Origin of the sequence: Pseudomonas sp. R38(2017), from assembly GCF_002112395.1 — a bacterium.
Taxonomy (GTDB): domain Bacteria; phylum Pseudomonadota; class Gammaproteobacteria; order Pseudomonadales; family Pseudomonadaceae; genus Aquipseudomonas.
Window position 1 is genome coordinate 366,809 of sequence record NZ_NEHN01000006.1, and the last position, 16,435, is coordinate 383,243.

Here is a 16,435-nt window from a genome sequence, read left to right on the forward strand (position 1 = left end):
AAAAACGGCGACCTGAGGGTCGCCGTTTTTTTATGCCTGCGTTTTAACCAGGCCTCAGGCCTTGCGCCAGTTCAGAATCAGCAAGGTCAGCACCCCCGCGACAATCCCCCAGAAGGCCGAACCGATGGAAAACAGCGTCAGCCCCGACGCCGTGACCATGAAGGTGATCAGCGCCGCTTCCCGTTCCTTCACTTCGGTCATGGCAATGCTCAAGCCATTGATGATCGAGCCGAACAGCGCCAGCGCGGCGATCGACAGCACCAGCTCCTTGGGCAGAGCGGCAAACAACGCCGCCAGCGTGGCGCCGAACACCCCGGCAATCCCGTAGAAAACCCCGCACCACACCGCTGCGGTATAGCGTTTGTTGCGATCCTCATGGGCATGGCGCCCGGTGCAGATCGCGGCGCTGATCGCTGCGAGGTTGATGCCGTGGGAACCGAACGGCGCCAACAGCAGCGAGGCAATGCCGGTGGTGGTGATCAAGGGCGAGGCCGGGACGTTGTAGCCGTCGGCGCGCAGCACGGCGACGCCAGGCATGTTCTGCGAGGTCATCGCTACCACAAACAACGGAATGCCGATGCTGATGGTCGCTGCGAGGGAGAAGTGCGGCGTGGTCCAGACCGGGGTTGCCACTTCCAGGTGAAAGCCGCTGAAATCCAACAATCCCATGAAGCCCGACAACGCAGTGCCGATCAGCAGCGCGGCAAGCACCGCATAACGCGGCGTCAGGCGTTTGACCAGCAGATAAGTGAAGAACATCCCCAGCACCAGGCCGGTGCGGTGCTGCGCGGCGACGAAAATTTCGCTGCCGATCTTGAACAGAATCCCCGCCAGCAACGCGGCCGCCAGAGAGGCCGGGATCTTTTTCACCAGACGTTCGAAGCTGCCGGTCAGGCCGCAGATCGTCACCAGCACCGCGCAGGTAATGTAGGCACCGATGGCTTCGCCGTAGGTGACGCCGCCCAGGCTGGTGATCAGCAGGGCTGCGCCGGGCGTCGACCAGGCAATGGTGATCGGCGTGCGATAGCGCAGCGACAGGCCGATCGAACACACCGCCATGCCGATGGAGATCGCCCAGATCCACGAGGAAATCTGCCCGCTGGTCAGGCCCGCGGCCTGCCCGGCCTGGAACATCAGCACCAGCGAACTGGTGTAACCGGTCATCATCGCGATGAATCCGGCGACGATGGCGGAGGGCGATGTGTCCGCGAAGGGGCGCGGTCGGGTGTGGGTGATTTCGTTCATGACAGCGGCGTTCCTTGTTCAAGCCACGGATTTCGGGTTTAAGCCTAAACTCAAACGTAACGATGCGTTGCAATACAGCCGAAGTCACAAACAGCCGTACAGTCGTGTTGCCACCTTCCATTGTGTACAATCGCGCTGTTTTTTACGCGATACTTGCCAGCGACCCACTGTGCCGTATTACAGTCACGGTCAATTCGCCGCAGTTCTTCCCGACTCGAGTGCCCATGAACGAACAGTTGCAACCCCTCAAGAAACAACCGCGAGCAGGCAAAGCCGGCCGCAGCGGAACCCAGGACGATATTGTCTATGCGCATATCTTCGAGGCTATCCTCGAACAGCGTCTGGCGCCCGGTACAAAGTTGAGCGAAGAAGCGCTGGGGGAAATTTTCGGGGTCAGCCGTACCATCATTCGCCGCGCACTCTCGCGCCTGGCCCATGAAGGCGTGGTGCTGTTGCGGCCGAACCGTGGCGCGGTGGTGGCGAGCCCGAGCGTCGAAGAGGCGCGTCAGGTGTTCCTTGCCCGGCGTCTGGTGGAGCGCGCGATCACTGAACTGGCGGTGCAGCACGCCACGGCCGAGCAGATCGCCGAACTGCGGCAGATGGTCAACGATGAACGCGACAGCTTCTCTCGTGGCGATCGCGGCGCCGGCATCCGCCTCTCGGGCGAGTTCCACCTGAAACTGGCCGAAGCGGCGAAGAACGCGCCGTTGATCAGCTTCCAGCGCAGCCTGGTTTCGCAGACGTCGCTGATCATCGCCCAATATGAAAGCGGCAACCGTTCGCACTGTTCCTACGACGAGCACACCCAGTTGATCGACGCCATAGAAGCACGCAACGGCGAGCTGGCGGTGGACCTGATGATGCATCACATGGATCACATCGACAGCAAGCTCAACCTCGACGAGGAAAGCGCTTCGGACGATCTGCATGCGGTGTTCTCGCATCTGTTGCAGACCAAGAAGCCGGGGCGCCCTGCGGCCAAGCTCTAAAGCGAATCGACAGGCAATAAAAATCCCCCGGACTGAAAAGTACCGGGGGATTTTTTTGTCTGCAGAAAACTAACGCTGATGTACCAGCGCACCCGCCGCATAAGTCTGGGCAACGGTGCGGTCATCGCCCAGCGTCATCAGCACGAACAACGTCTCGGCAATATTGTTGGCCTGCTTCAAGCGGTAGCTCAGCAGCGGCGTGGCGTTGTAGTCCAGCACCAGGAAGTCGGCGTCGGAGCCCGGTTGCAGGTTGCCGATCTTGTCTTCCAGACGCAGCGCCCGCGCGCCGCCGAGGGTGGCCAGGTACAGCGACTTGAACGGGCTCAGGCGCGCACCTTGCAGCTGCATCACTTTGTAGGCTTCGTTCAGGGTCTGCAGCAGCGAGAAACTGGTGCCGCCACCGACGTCAGTCCCGAGGCCGACGTTCAGTTTGTGCTTCTCGGCCATCGGCAGGTTGAACAGGCCGCTGCCGAGGAAGAAGTTCGAGGTCGGGCAGAACGAAATCGCCGAGCCGGTTTCCGCCAGTCGTGCGCATTCGTCGTCGCACAGGTGCACGCCGTGGGCGAACACCGAGCGCTCGCCGAGCAACTGGTAGTGATCGTAGACGTCGAGGTAACCCTTGCGCTCCGGGAACAGCTCCTTGACCCACTCGATTTCCTTGAGGTTCTCGCTGATGTGGGTCTGCATGTACAGATCCGGGTATTCGGTCAGCAACTGGCCGGCGAGGGTCAGTTGTTCCGGGGTACTGGTCGGAGCGAAACGTGGGGTGACGGCATAGTGCAGGCGACCCTTGCCGTGCCAGCGCTCGATCAGCGCCTTGCTGTCGACATAGCTGGATTCAGCGGTGTCGGTCAGGTAGTCCGGGGCGTTGCGGTCCATCATCACCTTGCCGGCGATCATCCGCAGGTCGAGCTTCTCGGCCGCTTCGAAGAACGAGTTCACCGATTGCGGGTGCACGCTGCCGAACACCAGTGCGGTAGTCGTGCCGTTGCGCAGTAGTTCCTTGATGAAAATGTCCGCCACTTCATCGGCGTGGGCCTTGTCGCCGAACTGGCTTTCGCACGGGAAGGTGTAGGTATTCAGCCAGTCCAGCAGCTGTTCGCCGTAGGCGCCGACCATGCCGGTCTGCGGCAGGTGGATGTGGGTGTCGATGAAGCCCGGGGTGATCAGGGCATCCTTGTGATGCGTGATCTCGATGTCCGCCGGCAGGGTCGGCAGCAGTTCGCTGGCGTGGCCGAGGGCGCTGATCTTGCCGCCATCGACCACCAGCAGGCCGTCCTCGAAATACTCGTAGGAGGCTTCGATGCCAACCTCGGCAGGGTCGGCGATGCTGTGCAGGATGGCGGCGCGGTAGGCTTTGCGAGTCAGAGGCATGAGGGTTCTCTAATCAGTTTGAGGCTTTGAGTGTGGCGGCCTGACTGCGGCGCGAAACCGGCAGCAGTTTGGCAATCGGTTCGGCGCTGGCGGTGTGCTGGCCGAAATTGGCGTTATAGGTGGCGATGATCTCGCCGGCGATGGAGATGGCGATTTCCACAGGCAATTTGCCTTTGACTTCGCTGATGCCCATCGGGCAGCGCATGCGTTGCACGACACTGGCGTCGAAACCACGATCACGCAGACGATGTTCGAACTTGGCCCGTTTGGTCTTCGAGCCGATCAGGCCGAACCAGGTGAAGTCGTTGCGCTTGAGGATCGCGGCGGTGAGTTCCAGATCCAACTGATGATTGTGGGTCATGACGATGCAGTAGCTGCCGGCGGGCAGGTCGTCGATTTCATCCGCAGGCTCCTCGGCGACGATTTTGCGCACGCCGTGGGGAATCTGCTCGGGGAATTCCTCTTCCCGGGAATCGATCCAGCGCACCCGACATGGCAGGCTGGCGAGCAATGGAACCAGTGCGCGACCGACATGACCGGCGCCGAAAACGGCGATCTGCGCCTGCACCTGGCCCATCGGTTCGAACAACAGCACCGTGGCGCCGCCGCAGCACTGGCCCAGACTGGCGCCGAGGCTGAAGCGCTCAAGATGAGTGTCCTGCTTGCCGCTGGCGAGCATCTCGCGGGCGATCTGCATGGCTTTGTATTCCAGGTGCCCGCCACCGATGGTGTCGAACGTCTGGCGGGCGCTGACGACCATTTTCGAGCCGGCATTGCGCGGCGTCGAGCCGAGCTCTTCGATGATCGTCACCAGAACGCAGGGTTCGCCCTGGTTCTGCAGGTCGGCGAGGGCGTCGATCCAGTTGTACATATCTCACCTCTCAGATCGTTCCCACGCTCTGCGTGGGAATGCATCACTGGACGCTCCGCGTCCGCTGTTCAGGATGCGACGCAGAGCGTCGCGGGCTGCATTCCCACGCAGGCGTGGGAACGATCATCAAACAACCTCGGTTTCAGCTTCGACGGCCTTAACCGCTTTGAGCTGGCGCATCTGCTCGCAACCCCACAACACCCGCTCCGGAGTCGCCGGCGCGTCGATCTTCGGCTGATGCTTGTAGTCGCCGAGGCTGGCCACCGCATCCTTGATCGCGCACCACGCGGCGATGCCGAGCATGAACGGCGGCTCACCCACAGCCTTGGAGTGAAACACCGTGTCTTCCGGGTTCTTGCGGTTTTCCACCAGTTTCACCCGCAGGTCGAGCGGCATGTCCGCCACGGCCGGGATCTTGTAGCTGGCCGGGCCGTTGGTCATCAGCTTGCCCTTGTTGTTCCAGACCAGTTCTTCCATGGTCAGCCAGCCCATGCCCTGGACAAAGCCGCCCTCGACCTGGCCGATGTCGATGGCCGGGTTCAGCGAGGCGCCGACGTCGTGGAGGATATCGGTGCGCAGCATCTTGTACTCGCCGGTCAGGGTGTCGACGATCACTTCGCAGCACGCCGCGCCAAACGCGAAGTAGTAGAAGGGCCGGCCACGGGCCTGGCTGCGGTCGTAGTAGATTTTCGGGGTCTTGTAGAACCCGGTGCTCGACAGCGAGACCTGATTGAAATACGCCAGCTGGATCAGCGCTTCGAAGGTCATGATGTGGTCGCGCACACGGACGTGGCCGTTGTGGAATTCCACGTCTTCTTCGCTGACCTTGTAATGCCGCGCCGCAAATTCAACGAGGCGTTGCTTGATGATTTCCGCCGCGTTCTGCGCGGCTTTACCGTTCAGGTCGGCACCGCTGGAAGCTGCCGTCGGCGAAGTGTTCGGCACTTTGTCGGTGTTGGTCGCGGTGATCTGCACGCGGTCCATTTCCACCTGGAACACTTCGGCCACGACCTGCGCGACTTTGGTGTTCAGGCCCTGGCCCATTTCCGTGCCGCCGTGGTTCAGGTGGATGCTGCCGTCGGTGTAGACGTGCACCAGCGCACCGGCCTGGTTGAGGAAGCTGGCGGTGAAGGAAATGCCGAATTTCACCGGGGTCAGCGCCAGGCCTTTTTTCAGGATCGGGCTGTTGGCGTTGTAGCGACGGATCGCTTCGCGGCGTTCGGCGTACTGGCTGCTTTCTTCCAGTTCGGCGGTCATTTCTTCGAGCATGTTGTGCTCGACGGTCTGGTAGTAATGGGTGACGTTGCGCTCGGTCTTGCCGTAGTAGTTGGCCTTGCGCACAGCCAGCGGATCGAGGTTGAGGTGACGGGCGATGGCGTCCATCACTTCTTCGATCGCGACCATCCCTTGCGGACCGCCGAAACCACGGTAGGCGGTGTTCGATGCGGTGTTGGTCTTGCAGCGGTGACCGTTGATGGTCGCATCGCCGAGGTAGTACGAGTTGTCCGAGTGGAACATCGCCCGGTCGACAATCGAGGCCGACAGGTCAGGTGAACATCCGCAGTTACCGGCCAGATCCATCGCAATCCCGTGCAGGCGCCCGGTGCTGTCGAAGCCGACGTCGTACTCGACATAGAACGGGTGACGCTTGCCGGTCATCAGCATGTCTTCGACCCGTGGCAGACGCATCTTGGTCGGCTGGCCGGTGAGGTGCGCGACCACTGCGCACAGGCATGCAGGGCTTGCGGCCTGGGTTTCCTTGCCGCCGAAACCACCGCCCATGCGGCGCATGTCGACCACGATCTTGTTCATGGATACGTCTAGGACCTCGGCCACCAGTTTCTGCACTTCGGTGGGGTTCTGGGTCGAGCAGTAGACGATCATGCCGCCATCTTCGGTTGGCATCACCGAAGAGATCTGGGTTTCCAGATAGAAGTGTTCCTGGCCGCCGATGTGCAGCGTGCCTTGGATTCGATGTTCAGCGGTGGCCAGGGCGTTGGCCGAATCGCCGCGCTGGTGGGTGTGGCTGTCGAGCACGAAGTGGCGTTTGCGCAGGGCTTCGACCACGTCGAGCACCGGTTCCAGATCTTCGTATTCGATGATCGCGGCCATCGCAGCCTTACGTGCGGTTTCCAGATCTTTCGCGGCCACGGCCAATACCGGTTGGCCGACGAACTGAACGTCATCGATGGCCAGCAGCGGATCGCCCGGCAGCAGCGGGCCGATGTCTTTCAGGCCCGGCACGTCTTCGTGGGTGATGGCGATGCGCACGCCTTCGAAGGCATAGCAGGGTTTGGTGTCGATGCTGATGATTTTCGCGTGGGCGCGATCCGACAACCGTGCGTAAACGTGCAACTGGTTGGGGAATTCCAGGCGGTCATCGATGTACTGCGCTTCGCCGGACACATGCTTGGCGGCGCTGTCGTGCTTGACGCTGCGGCCGACACCGGTGGTCAGGTCCCTGGCGAACAATTCAGCCAGTTCAGCTTGTGTTTTCTCTACGCCGTGATGGTTAGACATAAGCGGTCACCCGAGTCTCGATGTGCGGTGTTTGCAGTTCGATGAAGTATTTGCGCAGCAGGTTCTGCGCGCTGAGCAGGCGATATTCCTTGCTGGCGCGGAAGTCCGAGAGCGGGGTGAAATCCTCGCCCAGCGCGGTGCAGGCGCGTTCGACGACAGCGTTGTTGAACGGCTGACCGAGCAACACGGCTTCGCAGTGAGCGGCGCGTTTCGGGATCGCGGCCATGCCGCCGAAGGCGACTCGGGCGTCGGTGATCACGCCGTTTTCGACGCGCAGGTTGAACGCGGCGCAGACGGCGGAGATGTCATCGTCCAGACGCTTGGAGACTTTGTAGGCGCGGAAGCGCTGCTCGGCCGTGGCACGAGGGACGATGATCGTCTCGATGAACTCGCTTTCCTGACGCGCGGTGACCCGGTAATCGATGAAGTAGTCTTCCAGGTTCAGCGTGCGGCGGGTTTCGCCCTTGCACAGCACGATCTGCGCGCCGAGGGCGATCAGCAGCGGTGGTGAGTCACCGATCGGCGAGGCGTTGCCGATGTTGCCACCAAGGGTGCCCTGGTTGCGGATCTGCAGGGAGGCGAAGCGGTGCAGCAGTTCGCCGAAGTCCGGGTACTCGGCGTTCAACGCTTCGTAGCAGTCGGAGAGGGCAGTGGCGGCGCCGATTTCAATGCGATCCTCGAAATGCTCGATGCGCTTCATTTCGGCGACGTTGCCGACGTAGATCATCACCGGCAGGGTGCGGTGGAACTGAGTGACTTCCAGCGCCAGATCGGTGCCGCCGGCCAGCAGGCGGGCTTGTGGATAAGCGTCATAGAGATCGGCCAGGTCGGCTACGGTCAGCGGCACCAGGCAGCGTTTGTCGCCGCTGTTGAGTTCGCCAATCGATGTCGGGGCAATGGCTTTGAGGCGGGCGATGGTTTCCGCTTCCCGGGCGTCGAACTGGTCCGGCTGCTTGCCGCAGCAGGATTGCTCGGCGGCGGCCAGAATCGGCCGGTAGCCGGTGCAGCGGCAGAGGTTGCCGGCCAGCGCTTCGTGGGCCTTGGCATGATCCGGTGCATCGCTGTTCTTTTGCAGGGCGAACAACGACATCACGAAGCCGGGGGTGCAGAAACCGCACTGCGAACCGTGGCACTCGACCATGGCTTTCTGCACGCTGTGCAGTTCGCCCTGGTGCTTGAGGTCTTCGACGCTGATCAATTGCTTGCCGTGCAGCGACGAAACGAAGGTCAGGCACGAGTTAAGGCTGCGATAGCGGATGTGCTCGCGGCCATCGTCATCCGTCTGCAACTCGCCGACCACCACCGTACAGGCGCCGCAGTCACCGCTGGCGCAGCCTTCTTTGGTGCCGGATTTGCCCACGTGTTCACGCAGGTAGTTGAGCACAGTCAGGTTCGGGTCCAGGGCGTGCTCGCTACGGAGTTCCTGGTTAAGTAAAAACTGGATCACGGAAGGCCTCGCAGACTCATTATTGTTGTTGAGCGACTAGAGCCGAATTTAGCAGGTCTGACTTTTCGGTCAATGGTTTTCTGACTTAAAGGTCAGGAAAAACTGTTTTGTCGCTCAACCACGTGTCTCTTCAGTATTGACCCTCATTGGATCAAGCGCTTTTTTGCGGGATTCGTGCCAAAAACCGCTGTGCGGGCACTCCGCCATGACCGCGCATTGCGCTACACTGCGCCGCTTGTGCAGATCGAAGAGTTTGAAGGACAACCATGACGTTCAAGGCGCCGGACAGCCTCGCCGAGCAAATCGCTCACCACCTCGCCGAACGGATCATTCGCGGCGAAATGAAGCCGGGTGAGCGCATTCAGGAACAGAAGGTCACGCTGGCGCTGAACGTCAGCCGCGGCTCGGTCCGCGAAGCCTTGCTGATCCTGGAGCGCCGTCATCTGATCGCGATCCTGCCGCGCCGCGGTGCCCACGTCACCGAGCTGACGGCGCACAAGGTGCAGAGCCTGTGCACGTTGATGAGCGAGCTGTACATCCTGCTCGGCAACGCAGTGGCCAATGGCTGGCAAGTCCAGGCCGACATGGCGCCGTTCGTGCAGATCCAGCAGCGTCTGACCGCCAGCTACGAGCGTCAGGACATCCGCACCTTCGTCGATGACAGCTTCAACGTGATGCGCGCCGCGTATCCGTTCGCCAACAACCCGTACCTGCAGGAAACCGTCGAAAACCTGCAACCGGCCATGAGCCGTGCATACTTCCTCGCGCTTGAACAGCGCAAGGCCGAGATGAGCGAGTTCCTCGAACTGTTCGAGCGCTTGCTGGCCGCCGTCCTCGCCCGTGACCTGCCGCAGATCCGCATCGTGCTGACGGCTTATGCCCAGCGCAGTTGCGATCTGGTGGTGTCCGCCCTGACGGTTGCCTGACCTTGCGCCTCAAGTGCATCAAACTGGCGGGGTTCAAATCCTTCGTCGACCCGACCACGGTGAACTTCCCCAGCAATATGGCGGCAGTCGTCGGGCCGAACGGTTGCGGCAAGTCGAACATCATCGACGCCGTGCGCTGGGTGATGGGCGAAAGCTCGGCCAAGAACCTACGCGGCGAGTCGATGACCGACGTCATCTTCAACGGCTCGACCAGCCGCAAACCGGTGAGCCAGGCGAGCATCGAGCTGGTGTTCGACAACTCCGACGGTACGCTTTTGGGCGAGTGGGCGGCGTACGCGGAAATTTCGATCCGCCGCAAAGTGACCCGCGACAGCCAGACGACTTATTACCTCAACGGCGCCAAATGCCGTCGTCGTGACATCACCGACATCTTCCTCGGCACCGGCCTCGGCCCGCGCAGCTACTCGATCATCGAGCAGGGGATGATCTCCAAGCTGATCGAGTCCAAGCCGGAAGACCTGCGTAACTTCATCGAAGAAGCCGCCGGCATCTCCAAGTACAAGGAGCGCCGGCGCGAGACCGAAAACCGCATCCGCCGTACCCACGAAAACCTTGCCCGTCTGACCGACCTGCGCGAAGAACTCGAGCGCCAGCTCGAACGTCTGCATCGTCAGGCTGAGGCGGCGAAGAAGTATCAGGAATTCAAGGCCGAAGAACGCCAGCTCAAGGCGCAACTGTCGGCCCTGCGCTGGCAGGATCTGAACGATCAGGTCGGTCAGCGCGAGTCGATCATCGGCAACCAGGAAATCAGCTTTGAAGCGCTGGTCGCCGAGCAGCGCAACGCTGACGCAGCGATTGAGCGCCTGCGCGACGGTCACCATGACCTGTCCGAGCGCTTCAATCTGGTGCAGGGGCGTTTCTATTCGGTCGGCGGCGACATCGCCCGGGTCGAGCAGAGCATCCAGCACGGCCAGCAGCGTTTGCGCCAATTGCAGGACGATCTGAAAGAAGCAGAGCGCGCGCGCCTCGAAACCGAATCGCACCTGGGCCATGACCGCACCTTGCTGCTGACCCTCGGCGAAGAGCTCGATCAACTGACCCCCGAGCAGGAAATCACCAACGCCGCCGCCGAAGAGGCCGCCGCGGCGCTGGAAGATTCCGAAGCCGTCATGCACGGCTGGCAGGAGCAGTGGGACGCCTTCAACCTGACCGCCGCCGAACCCCGCCGTCAGGCCGAAGTGCAGCAGTCGCGCATCCAGCAGCTGGAAACCAGCATGGAGCGTCTGGCCGATCGGCAAAAGCGTCTGGGCGAAGAGCGGGCGTTGCTCTCGGCCGATCCGGAAGACGCGGCGATCATGGAGCTCAGCGAACAGCTCGCCGAGTCCGAAGCCACCCTTGAAGATTTGCAGACCAGCGAAGAAGCCCAAGTCGAAAAGCTTGAGCAACTGCGCCAGGAATTGCAGCAGGCGCTCACTGCACAGCAACAGGCGCAGGGCGATTTGCAGCGTTTGAACGGTCGCCTCGCATCCCTCGAAGCCTTACAGCAGGCCGCGCTCGATCCGGGTACTGGCACCGCCGAATGGCTGAAGGAGCACAACCTCGCCGAACGCCCGCGTCTGGCCGAAGGCCTGAAGGTCGAGGCCGGTTGGGAGCTGGCGGTGGAAACCGTGCTCGGCGCCGACCTGCAAGCGGTGTTGGTGGAAGACTTCGGCGGTTTCGATTTGTCCGGTTTTGCCCAGGGCGATCTGCGTTTGCTCAGCCCCGGCAACGACGGCGTGCGCGTGGCCGGCAGCCTGCTGGACAAGGTCGAGGCGCAGGTTGATCTGTCGCCATGGCTGGCTCAGGTCAAACCGGTCGACAGCCTTGAGCAGGCACTGGCCCTGCGTGGCCAACTGGCTGCCGGGCAGAGTTTGATCAGCCGTGACGGTTACTGGGTTGGCCGGCATTTCCTGCGGGTACGCCGCGCCAGCGAAGCCGAAAGCGGCATGCTCGCGCGCGGTCAGGAAATCGAAGCGCTGCATGCGGAACGCGAAGAGCGCGAAGCCACGGTCGAGGCCATGGAAACCCGTTTGCAGACTTTGCGCGCGCAACAGCGTCAGCAGGAAAACGGTCGCGAACATTTGCGTCGTTTGCTGCAAGACGAAGCTCGTCAGCAAGGCGAGCTGAAAGCTCAACTGTCCGCCGGTAAAGCCAAAGCCGAGCAGTTGAACCTGCGTCGCACCCGACTCGACGAAGAACTGGTCGAGCTCGCTGAGCAACGCGAACTGGAACACGAAAACATCGGCGAAGCGCGGATCCAGTTACAGGACGCCCTCGACGCCATGGCCCTCGATACCGAGCAGCGCGAGTTGCTGCTTGCCCAGCGTGACAGCCTGCGCGAACGCCTCGACCGCGTGCGTCAGGAAGCCCGTCAGCACAAGGATCATGCGCATCAGTTGGCCGTTCGCCTCGGCTCACTGCGGGCGCAACATGATTCGACACGACAGGCGCTTGAGCGTCTGGAAATGCAGGCCGAGCGTCTCACCGAAAAGCGTGAACAGCTCAGCCTCAATCTGGAGGAGGGTGAGGCACCGTTGGAAGAGCTGCGCCTCAAGCTCGAAGAGTTGCTCGACAAGCGCATGAGCGTCGACGACGAACTCAAGACCGCACAGATCGCCCTGGAAGACGCCGACCGCGAATTGCGCGACGCGGAAAAACGCCGGACCCAGGCCGAGCAGCAATCGCAATTGATCCGTGGCCAGCTCGAACAGCAACGCATGGAATGGCAAGCCCTGACCGTGCGCCGCAAGGCCCTGCAGGATCAACTGCTGGAAGACGGCTACGATTTGCACGGCGTGCTCAACACCCTGACCGCCGAGGCCAGCGAAAAGGAGGCCGAAGAAGAACTTGAACGCATCGCCGCGCGCATTCAGCGGCTGGGCGCGATCAACCTCGCGGCGATCGACGAATACACACAACAATCCGAACGTAAACGTTATCTGGATGCGCAGGACGCCGATCTGGTCGAAGCGCTGGAGACGCTGGAAAACGTCATCCGCAAGATCGACAAAGAAACCCGTAACCGTTTCAAAGATACCTTTGATCAGATCAATGGCGGTTTACAGGCGCTTTTCCCGAAAGTTTTCGGTGGCGGGCGCGCGTATTTGGAACTGACGGGCGAAGATCTACTCGATACAGGGGTGACGATCATGGCGCAGCCGCCCGGAAAGAAGAACAGCACCATCCATTTGCTCTCCGGCGGCGAAAAAGCCCTGACCGCACTGGCGCTGGTTTTTGCGATCTTCAAGTTGAACCCGGCGCCGTTCTGCATGCTCGATGAGGTTGACGCGCCACTGGATGACGCTAACGTTGGACGCTACGCACGATTGGTCAAAGAGATGTCGCAGACCGTACAGTTCATCTATATCACCCACAACAAGATCGCCATGGAAATGGCCGAGCAGTTGATGGGCGTAACGATGCACGAGCCGGGTTGTTCGCGACTGGTAGCCGTGGATGTCGAGGAGGCGATGGCGATGGTGGATGCCTGAGCCGGCGCTGTCGGAAAAGGTATTTGTAGTCTGTAGGACATATTTACCGGCTTCGGCTTGCTGGCCAATCGACATAATCGCGCAAGCCAATGAGACAGACGGTGTAAAGTTGTCTTTGGTCGTGCTAGTTTAATGTCAATTTTTCGTATACGTGGGCAAAACGCCTGTCAGAACATAGAGTTGGCGCCACGTTTTAAAGCGGTTTGCACATTGTAAACCCCTTATTTTTCAGCATTTTTTATAGAGGCACGGGATTACATGGAAATCGGTCTGCGCGAGTGGCTGATCGTCATCGGCATCATTGTGATAGCCGGTATTCTTTTCGATGGCTGGCGCCGTATGCGCGGCGGCAAGGGAAAACTGAAATTCCGTCTTGACCGAAGCCTGTCCAACCTGCCGGACGAGGACACCAGCGCTGAGCTGTTGGGCCCGGCCCGCGTGCTGGACACCCATAAAGAGCCGCAACTGGACGAACACGATCTGCCATCGGTGAGCATGCCGGCCCGCGAAGCACGAGAGCCTCGCGAATCCGGTTCCAAGCGCGGCAAGCGTGGCAGCAACGGTCCGGCCCAGGGCGACCTGAACCTTGATCTGGATCTGGACGGCGGTCCGAGCTTCAGCAGCCGCGATGATGATTTCGTCGAGCCTGCCGCCAAGTCGTCGCCGGCAGTGGCCGATAAAGATCAGCCGCAAGCCGAAGAAGTGCTGGTGATCAGCGTGATCTGCCGCGACCCGGCTGGCTTCAAAGGCCCGGCACTGTTGCAGAACATTCTGGAAAGCGGTCTGCGTTTCGGCGAGATGGACATTTTCCACCGTCACGAAAGCATGGCCGGCAACGGCGAAGTGCTGTTCTCCATGGCCAACGCGGTCAAGCCGGGCATCTTCGATCTGGACGACATCGACCATTTCAGCACCCCGGCGGTGAGCTTCTTCCTCGGCCTGCCAGGCCCGCGTCATCCGAAGCAGGCCTTCGACGTGATGGTCGCAGCAGCCCGCAAGCTGTCCCAGGAACTGAACGGCGAATTGAAAGATGACCAGCGCAGCGTCCTGACCGCGCAGACCATCGAGCACTACCGTCAGCGCATCGTCGAATTCGAACGTCGCGCCCTGACCCAGAAGCGTTGATTGAAAAGGTTGCCTCGCAATAAAGGGGCAATCGGCAAAATAGATTGAGCAGCCTCGGCTGCTCTTTTGCTTTATGAGAGAACACCCATGACTGCCGCCAAAGACCGCATTCTAGAGCTGCGCGCTGAACTCGATCAGCACAACTACCGTTACCACGTCCTCGATGAGCCGAGCATTCCGGATGCCGAGTACGACCGGTTGTTCCACGAGCTCAAGGCGCTGGAAGCGGCCAACCCTGAACTGATCACCAGCGACTCGCCGACCCAACGCGTCGGCAGCGTAGCATTGACCGCGTTCACTCAGGTGCGTCACGAAGTGCCGATGCTCAGCCTCGGCAACGCCTTCGAAGAAAACGACATGCGCGAGTTCGACCGTCGGGTGACCGAAGGTCTGGACCTGCCGGCCGGTGATCTGTTCGGCGGTAGCGCGGCGGTGGAATACAGCTGCGAGCCGAAACTCGATGGCCTGGCGGTCAGTCTGCTGTATCAGGATGGTGTGCTGGTACGCGGCGCCACGCGCGGCGACGGCACCACCGGCGAAGACATCAGCGTCAACGTGCGCACCGTGCGCAACATTCCGCTGAAGCTGCACGGCGAAGGCTGGCCGGCGACGCTGGAAGTGCGCGGCGAAGTGTTCATGTCCAAGGCCGGTTTCGAGCGTCTCAACGCCTCGCAACTGGAAATCGGCGGCAAGACCTTCGCCAACCCGCGCAACGCCGCCGCTGGCAGCTTGCGCCAGCTGGATTCGAAGATCACCGCCAACCGTCCGCTGGAGTTCTGCTGTTACGGCATCGGCCAGGTCTCTCACGATATTTCCGACACCCACATCGGCAACCTCAAGCAACTGCAAGCCTGGGGCATGCCGATCAGCCACGAACTGAAACTGGCCAAGGGCATTGGCGAATGCCTGGAGTACTACCGCGATATCGGTGAACGCCGTAACTCGCTGGCCTATGAAATCGACGGCGTGGTGTTCAAGGTCAACAGTATTGCCGACCAGCGCGAACTGGGCTTCCGCGCCCGCGAACCGCGCTGGGCCATCGCGCACAAATTCCCGGCCATGGAAGAGCTCACCGAACTGCTTGATGTGGAGTTTCAGGTCGGCCGCACCGGCGCCGTCACGCCTGTGGCGCGCTTGAAACCAGTGAAAGTTGCCGGCGTCACCGTGGCCAACGCCACGCTGCACAACATGGACGAAGTCGCCCGGCTGGGCCTCATGATCGGCGACACGGTGATCATTCGCCGCGCCGGTGACGTGATTCCGCAAGTGGTTCAAGTGGTCATCGAGCGCCGCCCGGAAGATGCGCGACCGGTGCAGATTCCCGAAAGCTGCCCGGTCTGCGGATCCCATGTCGAGCGCACGCAACTGGTCAAGCGCAGCAAGGGCAAGGAAACCATCAGCGAGGGCGCGGTGTATCGCTGTGTTGGCCGACTGGCCTGCGGTGCGCAGCTCAAGCAGGCGATCATTCACTTCGTTTCCCGTCGGGCGATGGACATTGAAGGCCTCGGTGACAAGAGCGTCGAGCAACTGGTGGACGAAGGTCTGGTAAGTTCACCTGCCGATCTTTACGCGCTGAAGTTCGACGACATCGTCGACCTCGAAGGCTTTGCCGAGGTGTCGAGCAACAAGTTGCTGGCCGCCATCGAAGACAGCAAGAAGCCGGGTCTGGCGCGGTTCATCTATGCGCTCGGCATTCCGGATGTTGGCGAGGAAACGGCCAAGGTGCTGGCGCGTTCGCTGGGTTCGCTGGAGCGCGTCCAGCAAGCCTTGCCGCAAGTGCTGACGTACTTGCCGGACATCGGCCTGGAGGTGGCGCACGAGATCCACAGCTTCTTTGAAGATGCGCACAACCAGCAGGTGATTACCGAATTGCTGGGCCATGGTTTGCAGATTCAGGATCAGGGCGAGCTGGGCGCCGAGTTTGCCGCAAGCACTACGCTGGGCGGCTTCCTCGACAAGTTGAACATTCCTTCGGTGGGCCCGGGCGGGGCGCAGAAACTGGCGGACAAGTTCGAATCGCTGGAAGGGGTGATGAACGCTGACTGGCTGGACATGCGCCAGGCATTGCCGGAGAAACAGGCCAACTCGGTTCGCGGGTTCTTCGAATTGCCCGAGCATCGGCAACTGGCAGAAGACGCTGAAAAGCAGCTTCGCGATTTCGGCATGCACTGGCAGAGCGAAAAGAAAGTCGTCGAAGGCTTGCCGCTGGCCGGTGAGACCTGGGTGCTGACCGGCAAGGTCGAGCTGATGAGCCGCGACGTCGCCAAGGAGCATCTGGAAAGCCTCGGCGCCAAGGTCGCCGGTTCCGTGTCGGCCAAGACCCATTGCGTGGTCGCGGGGCCGGGGGCCGGGTCGAAACTGACCAAGGCCAACGAGCTGGGCGTGAAAGTGATGGATGAAGAGGCGTTTATCGCGTTCCTGAAAGGACACGGTATCAGCGCTTAACC

General features: G+C 61.2%; 10 protein-coding genes. 5 read left to right on the forward strand and 5 right to left on the reverse strand.

All coding sequences use genetic code 11. The features are described 5' to 3' along the window. Positions 1–54: 54 nt before the first annotated feature. The gene (locus CAF87_RS17770) at positions 55–1,245 is read right to left on the reverse strand and encodes a benzoate/H(+) symporter BenE family transporter (RefSeq protein ID WP_085732406.1); all 1,191 of its coding nucleotides are present in this window, start codon (positions 1,243–1,245) and stop codon (positions 55–57) included. Positions 1,246–1,469: 224 nt separating this feature from the next. On the opposite strand from CAF87_RS17770, the gene CAF87_RS17775 reads away from it, so the two are divergent. Next, on the forward strand, positions 1,470–2,234 hold the full coding sequence (locus CAF87_RS17775) for a GntR family transcriptional regulator (protein WP_064378756.1): 765 nt from the start codon (positions 1,470–1,472) through the stop codon (positions 2,232–2,234). A 69-nt stretch (positions 2,235–2,303) separates the two neighbouring features. Here CAF87_RS17775 and guaD read toward each other — a convergent pair whose 3' ends face one another. From guaD to xdhA, 4 genes are all read right to left on the reverse strand, one after another. After that, on the reverse strand, positions 2,304–3,608 hold the full coding sequence (guaD, locus tag CAF87_RS17780; protein WP_085732407.1) for a guanine deaminase: 1,305 nt from the start codon (positions 3,606–3,608) through the stop codon (positions 2,304–2,306). A gap of 13 nt (positions 3,609–3,621) precedes the next feature. Next, positions 3,622–4,479, reverse strand: coding sequence for a xanthine dehydrogenase accessory protein XdhC (gene xdhC, locus CAF87_RS17785; protein ID WP_085732408.1), 858 nt, complete (start codon positions 4,477–4,479; stop codon positions 3,622–3,624). 126 nt (positions 4,480–4,605) lie between these two features. Further along, positions 4,606–6,999, reverse strand: a complete 2,394-nt coding sequence (gene xdhB / locus CAF87_RS17790) for a xanthine dehydrogenase molybdopterin binding subunit (protein WP_085732409.1) — start codon at positions 6,997–6,999, stop codon at positions 4,606–4,608. Beyond that, the gene (gene xdhA / locus CAF87_RS17795; protein ID WP_085732410.1) at positions 6,992–8,446 is read right to left on the reverse strand and encodes a xanthine dehydrogenase small subunit; all 1,455 of its coding nucleotides are present in this window, start codon (positions 8,444–8,446) and stop codon (positions 6,992–6,994) included. The genes xdhB and xdhA overlap by 8 nt, the downstream gene beginning before the upstream one ends. A 266-nt stretch (positions 8,447–8,712) precedes the next feature. On the opposite strand from xdhA, the gene CAF87_RS17800 reads away from it, so the two are divergent. From CAF87_RS17800 to ligA, 4 genes are all read left to right on the forward strand, one after another. Further along, positions 8,713–9,372, forward strand: a complete 660-nt coding sequence (locus CAF87_RS17800) for a GntR family transcriptional regulator (RefSeq protein WP_065259722.1) — start codon at positions 8,713–8,715, stop codon at positions 9,370–9,372. A gap of 2 nt (positions 9,373–9,374) precedes the next feature. Next, positions 9,375–12,863, forward strand: a complete 3,489-nt coding sequence (gene smc / locus CAF87_RS17805; protein ID WP_085732411.1) for a chromosome segregation protein SMC — start codon at positions 9,375–9,377, stop codon at positions 12,861–12,863. Positions 12,864–13,121: 258 nt separating this feature from the next. Further along, positions 13,122–13,988, forward strand: coding sequence for a cell division protein ZipA (zipA, locus tag CAF87_RS17810; protein WP_064378762.1), 867 nt, complete (start codon positions 13,122–13,124; stop codon positions 13,986–13,988). A gap of 87 nt (positions 13,989–14,075) precedes the next feature. Beyond that, entirely contained in the window at positions 14,076–16,433 is a 2,358-nt protein-coding gene (gene ligA / locus CAF87_RS17815; protein ID WP_085732412.1) for an NAD-dependent DNA ligase LigA, read from the forward strand. Positions 16,434–16,435 lie beyond the last annotated feature (2 nt).

What these genes read in the sequence shown, in the direction of transcription:
- CAF87_RS17775 (WP_064378756.1), top strand. Translation starts at nt 1,470, where the DNA reads ATGAACGAACAGTTGCAACCCCTCAAGAAACAACCGCGAGCAGGCAAA.
- xdhC (WP_085732408.1), bottom strand. Translation starts at nt 4,479, where the DNA reads ATGTACAACTGGATCGACGCCCTCGCCGACCTGCAGAACCAGGGCGAA.
- xdhB (WP_085732409.1), bottom strand. Translation starts at nt 6,999, where the DNA reads ATGTCTAACCATCACGGCGTAGAGAAAACACAAGCTGAACTGGCTGAA.
- CAF87_RS17770 (WP_085732406.1), bottom strand. Translation starts at nt 1,245, where the DNA reads ATGAACGAAATCACCCACACCCGACCGCGCCCCTTCGCGGACACATCG.
- guaD (WP_085732407.1), bottom strand. Translation starts at nt 3,608, where the DNA reads ATGCCTCTGACTCGCAAAGCCTACCGCGCCGCCATCCTGCACAGCATC.
- ligA (WP_085732412.1), top strand. Translation starts at nt 14,076, where the DNA reads ATGACTGCCGCCAAAGACCGCATTCTAGAGCTGCGCGCTGAACTCGAT.
- zipA (WP_064378762.1), top strand. Translation starts at nt 13,122, where the DNA reads ATGGAAATCGGTCTGCGCGAGTGGCTGATCGTCATCGGCATCATTGTG.
- CAF87_RS17800 (WP_065259722.1), top strand. Translation starts at nt 8,713, where the DNA reads ATGACGTTCAAGGCGCCGGACAGCCTCGCCGAGCAAATCGCTCACCAC.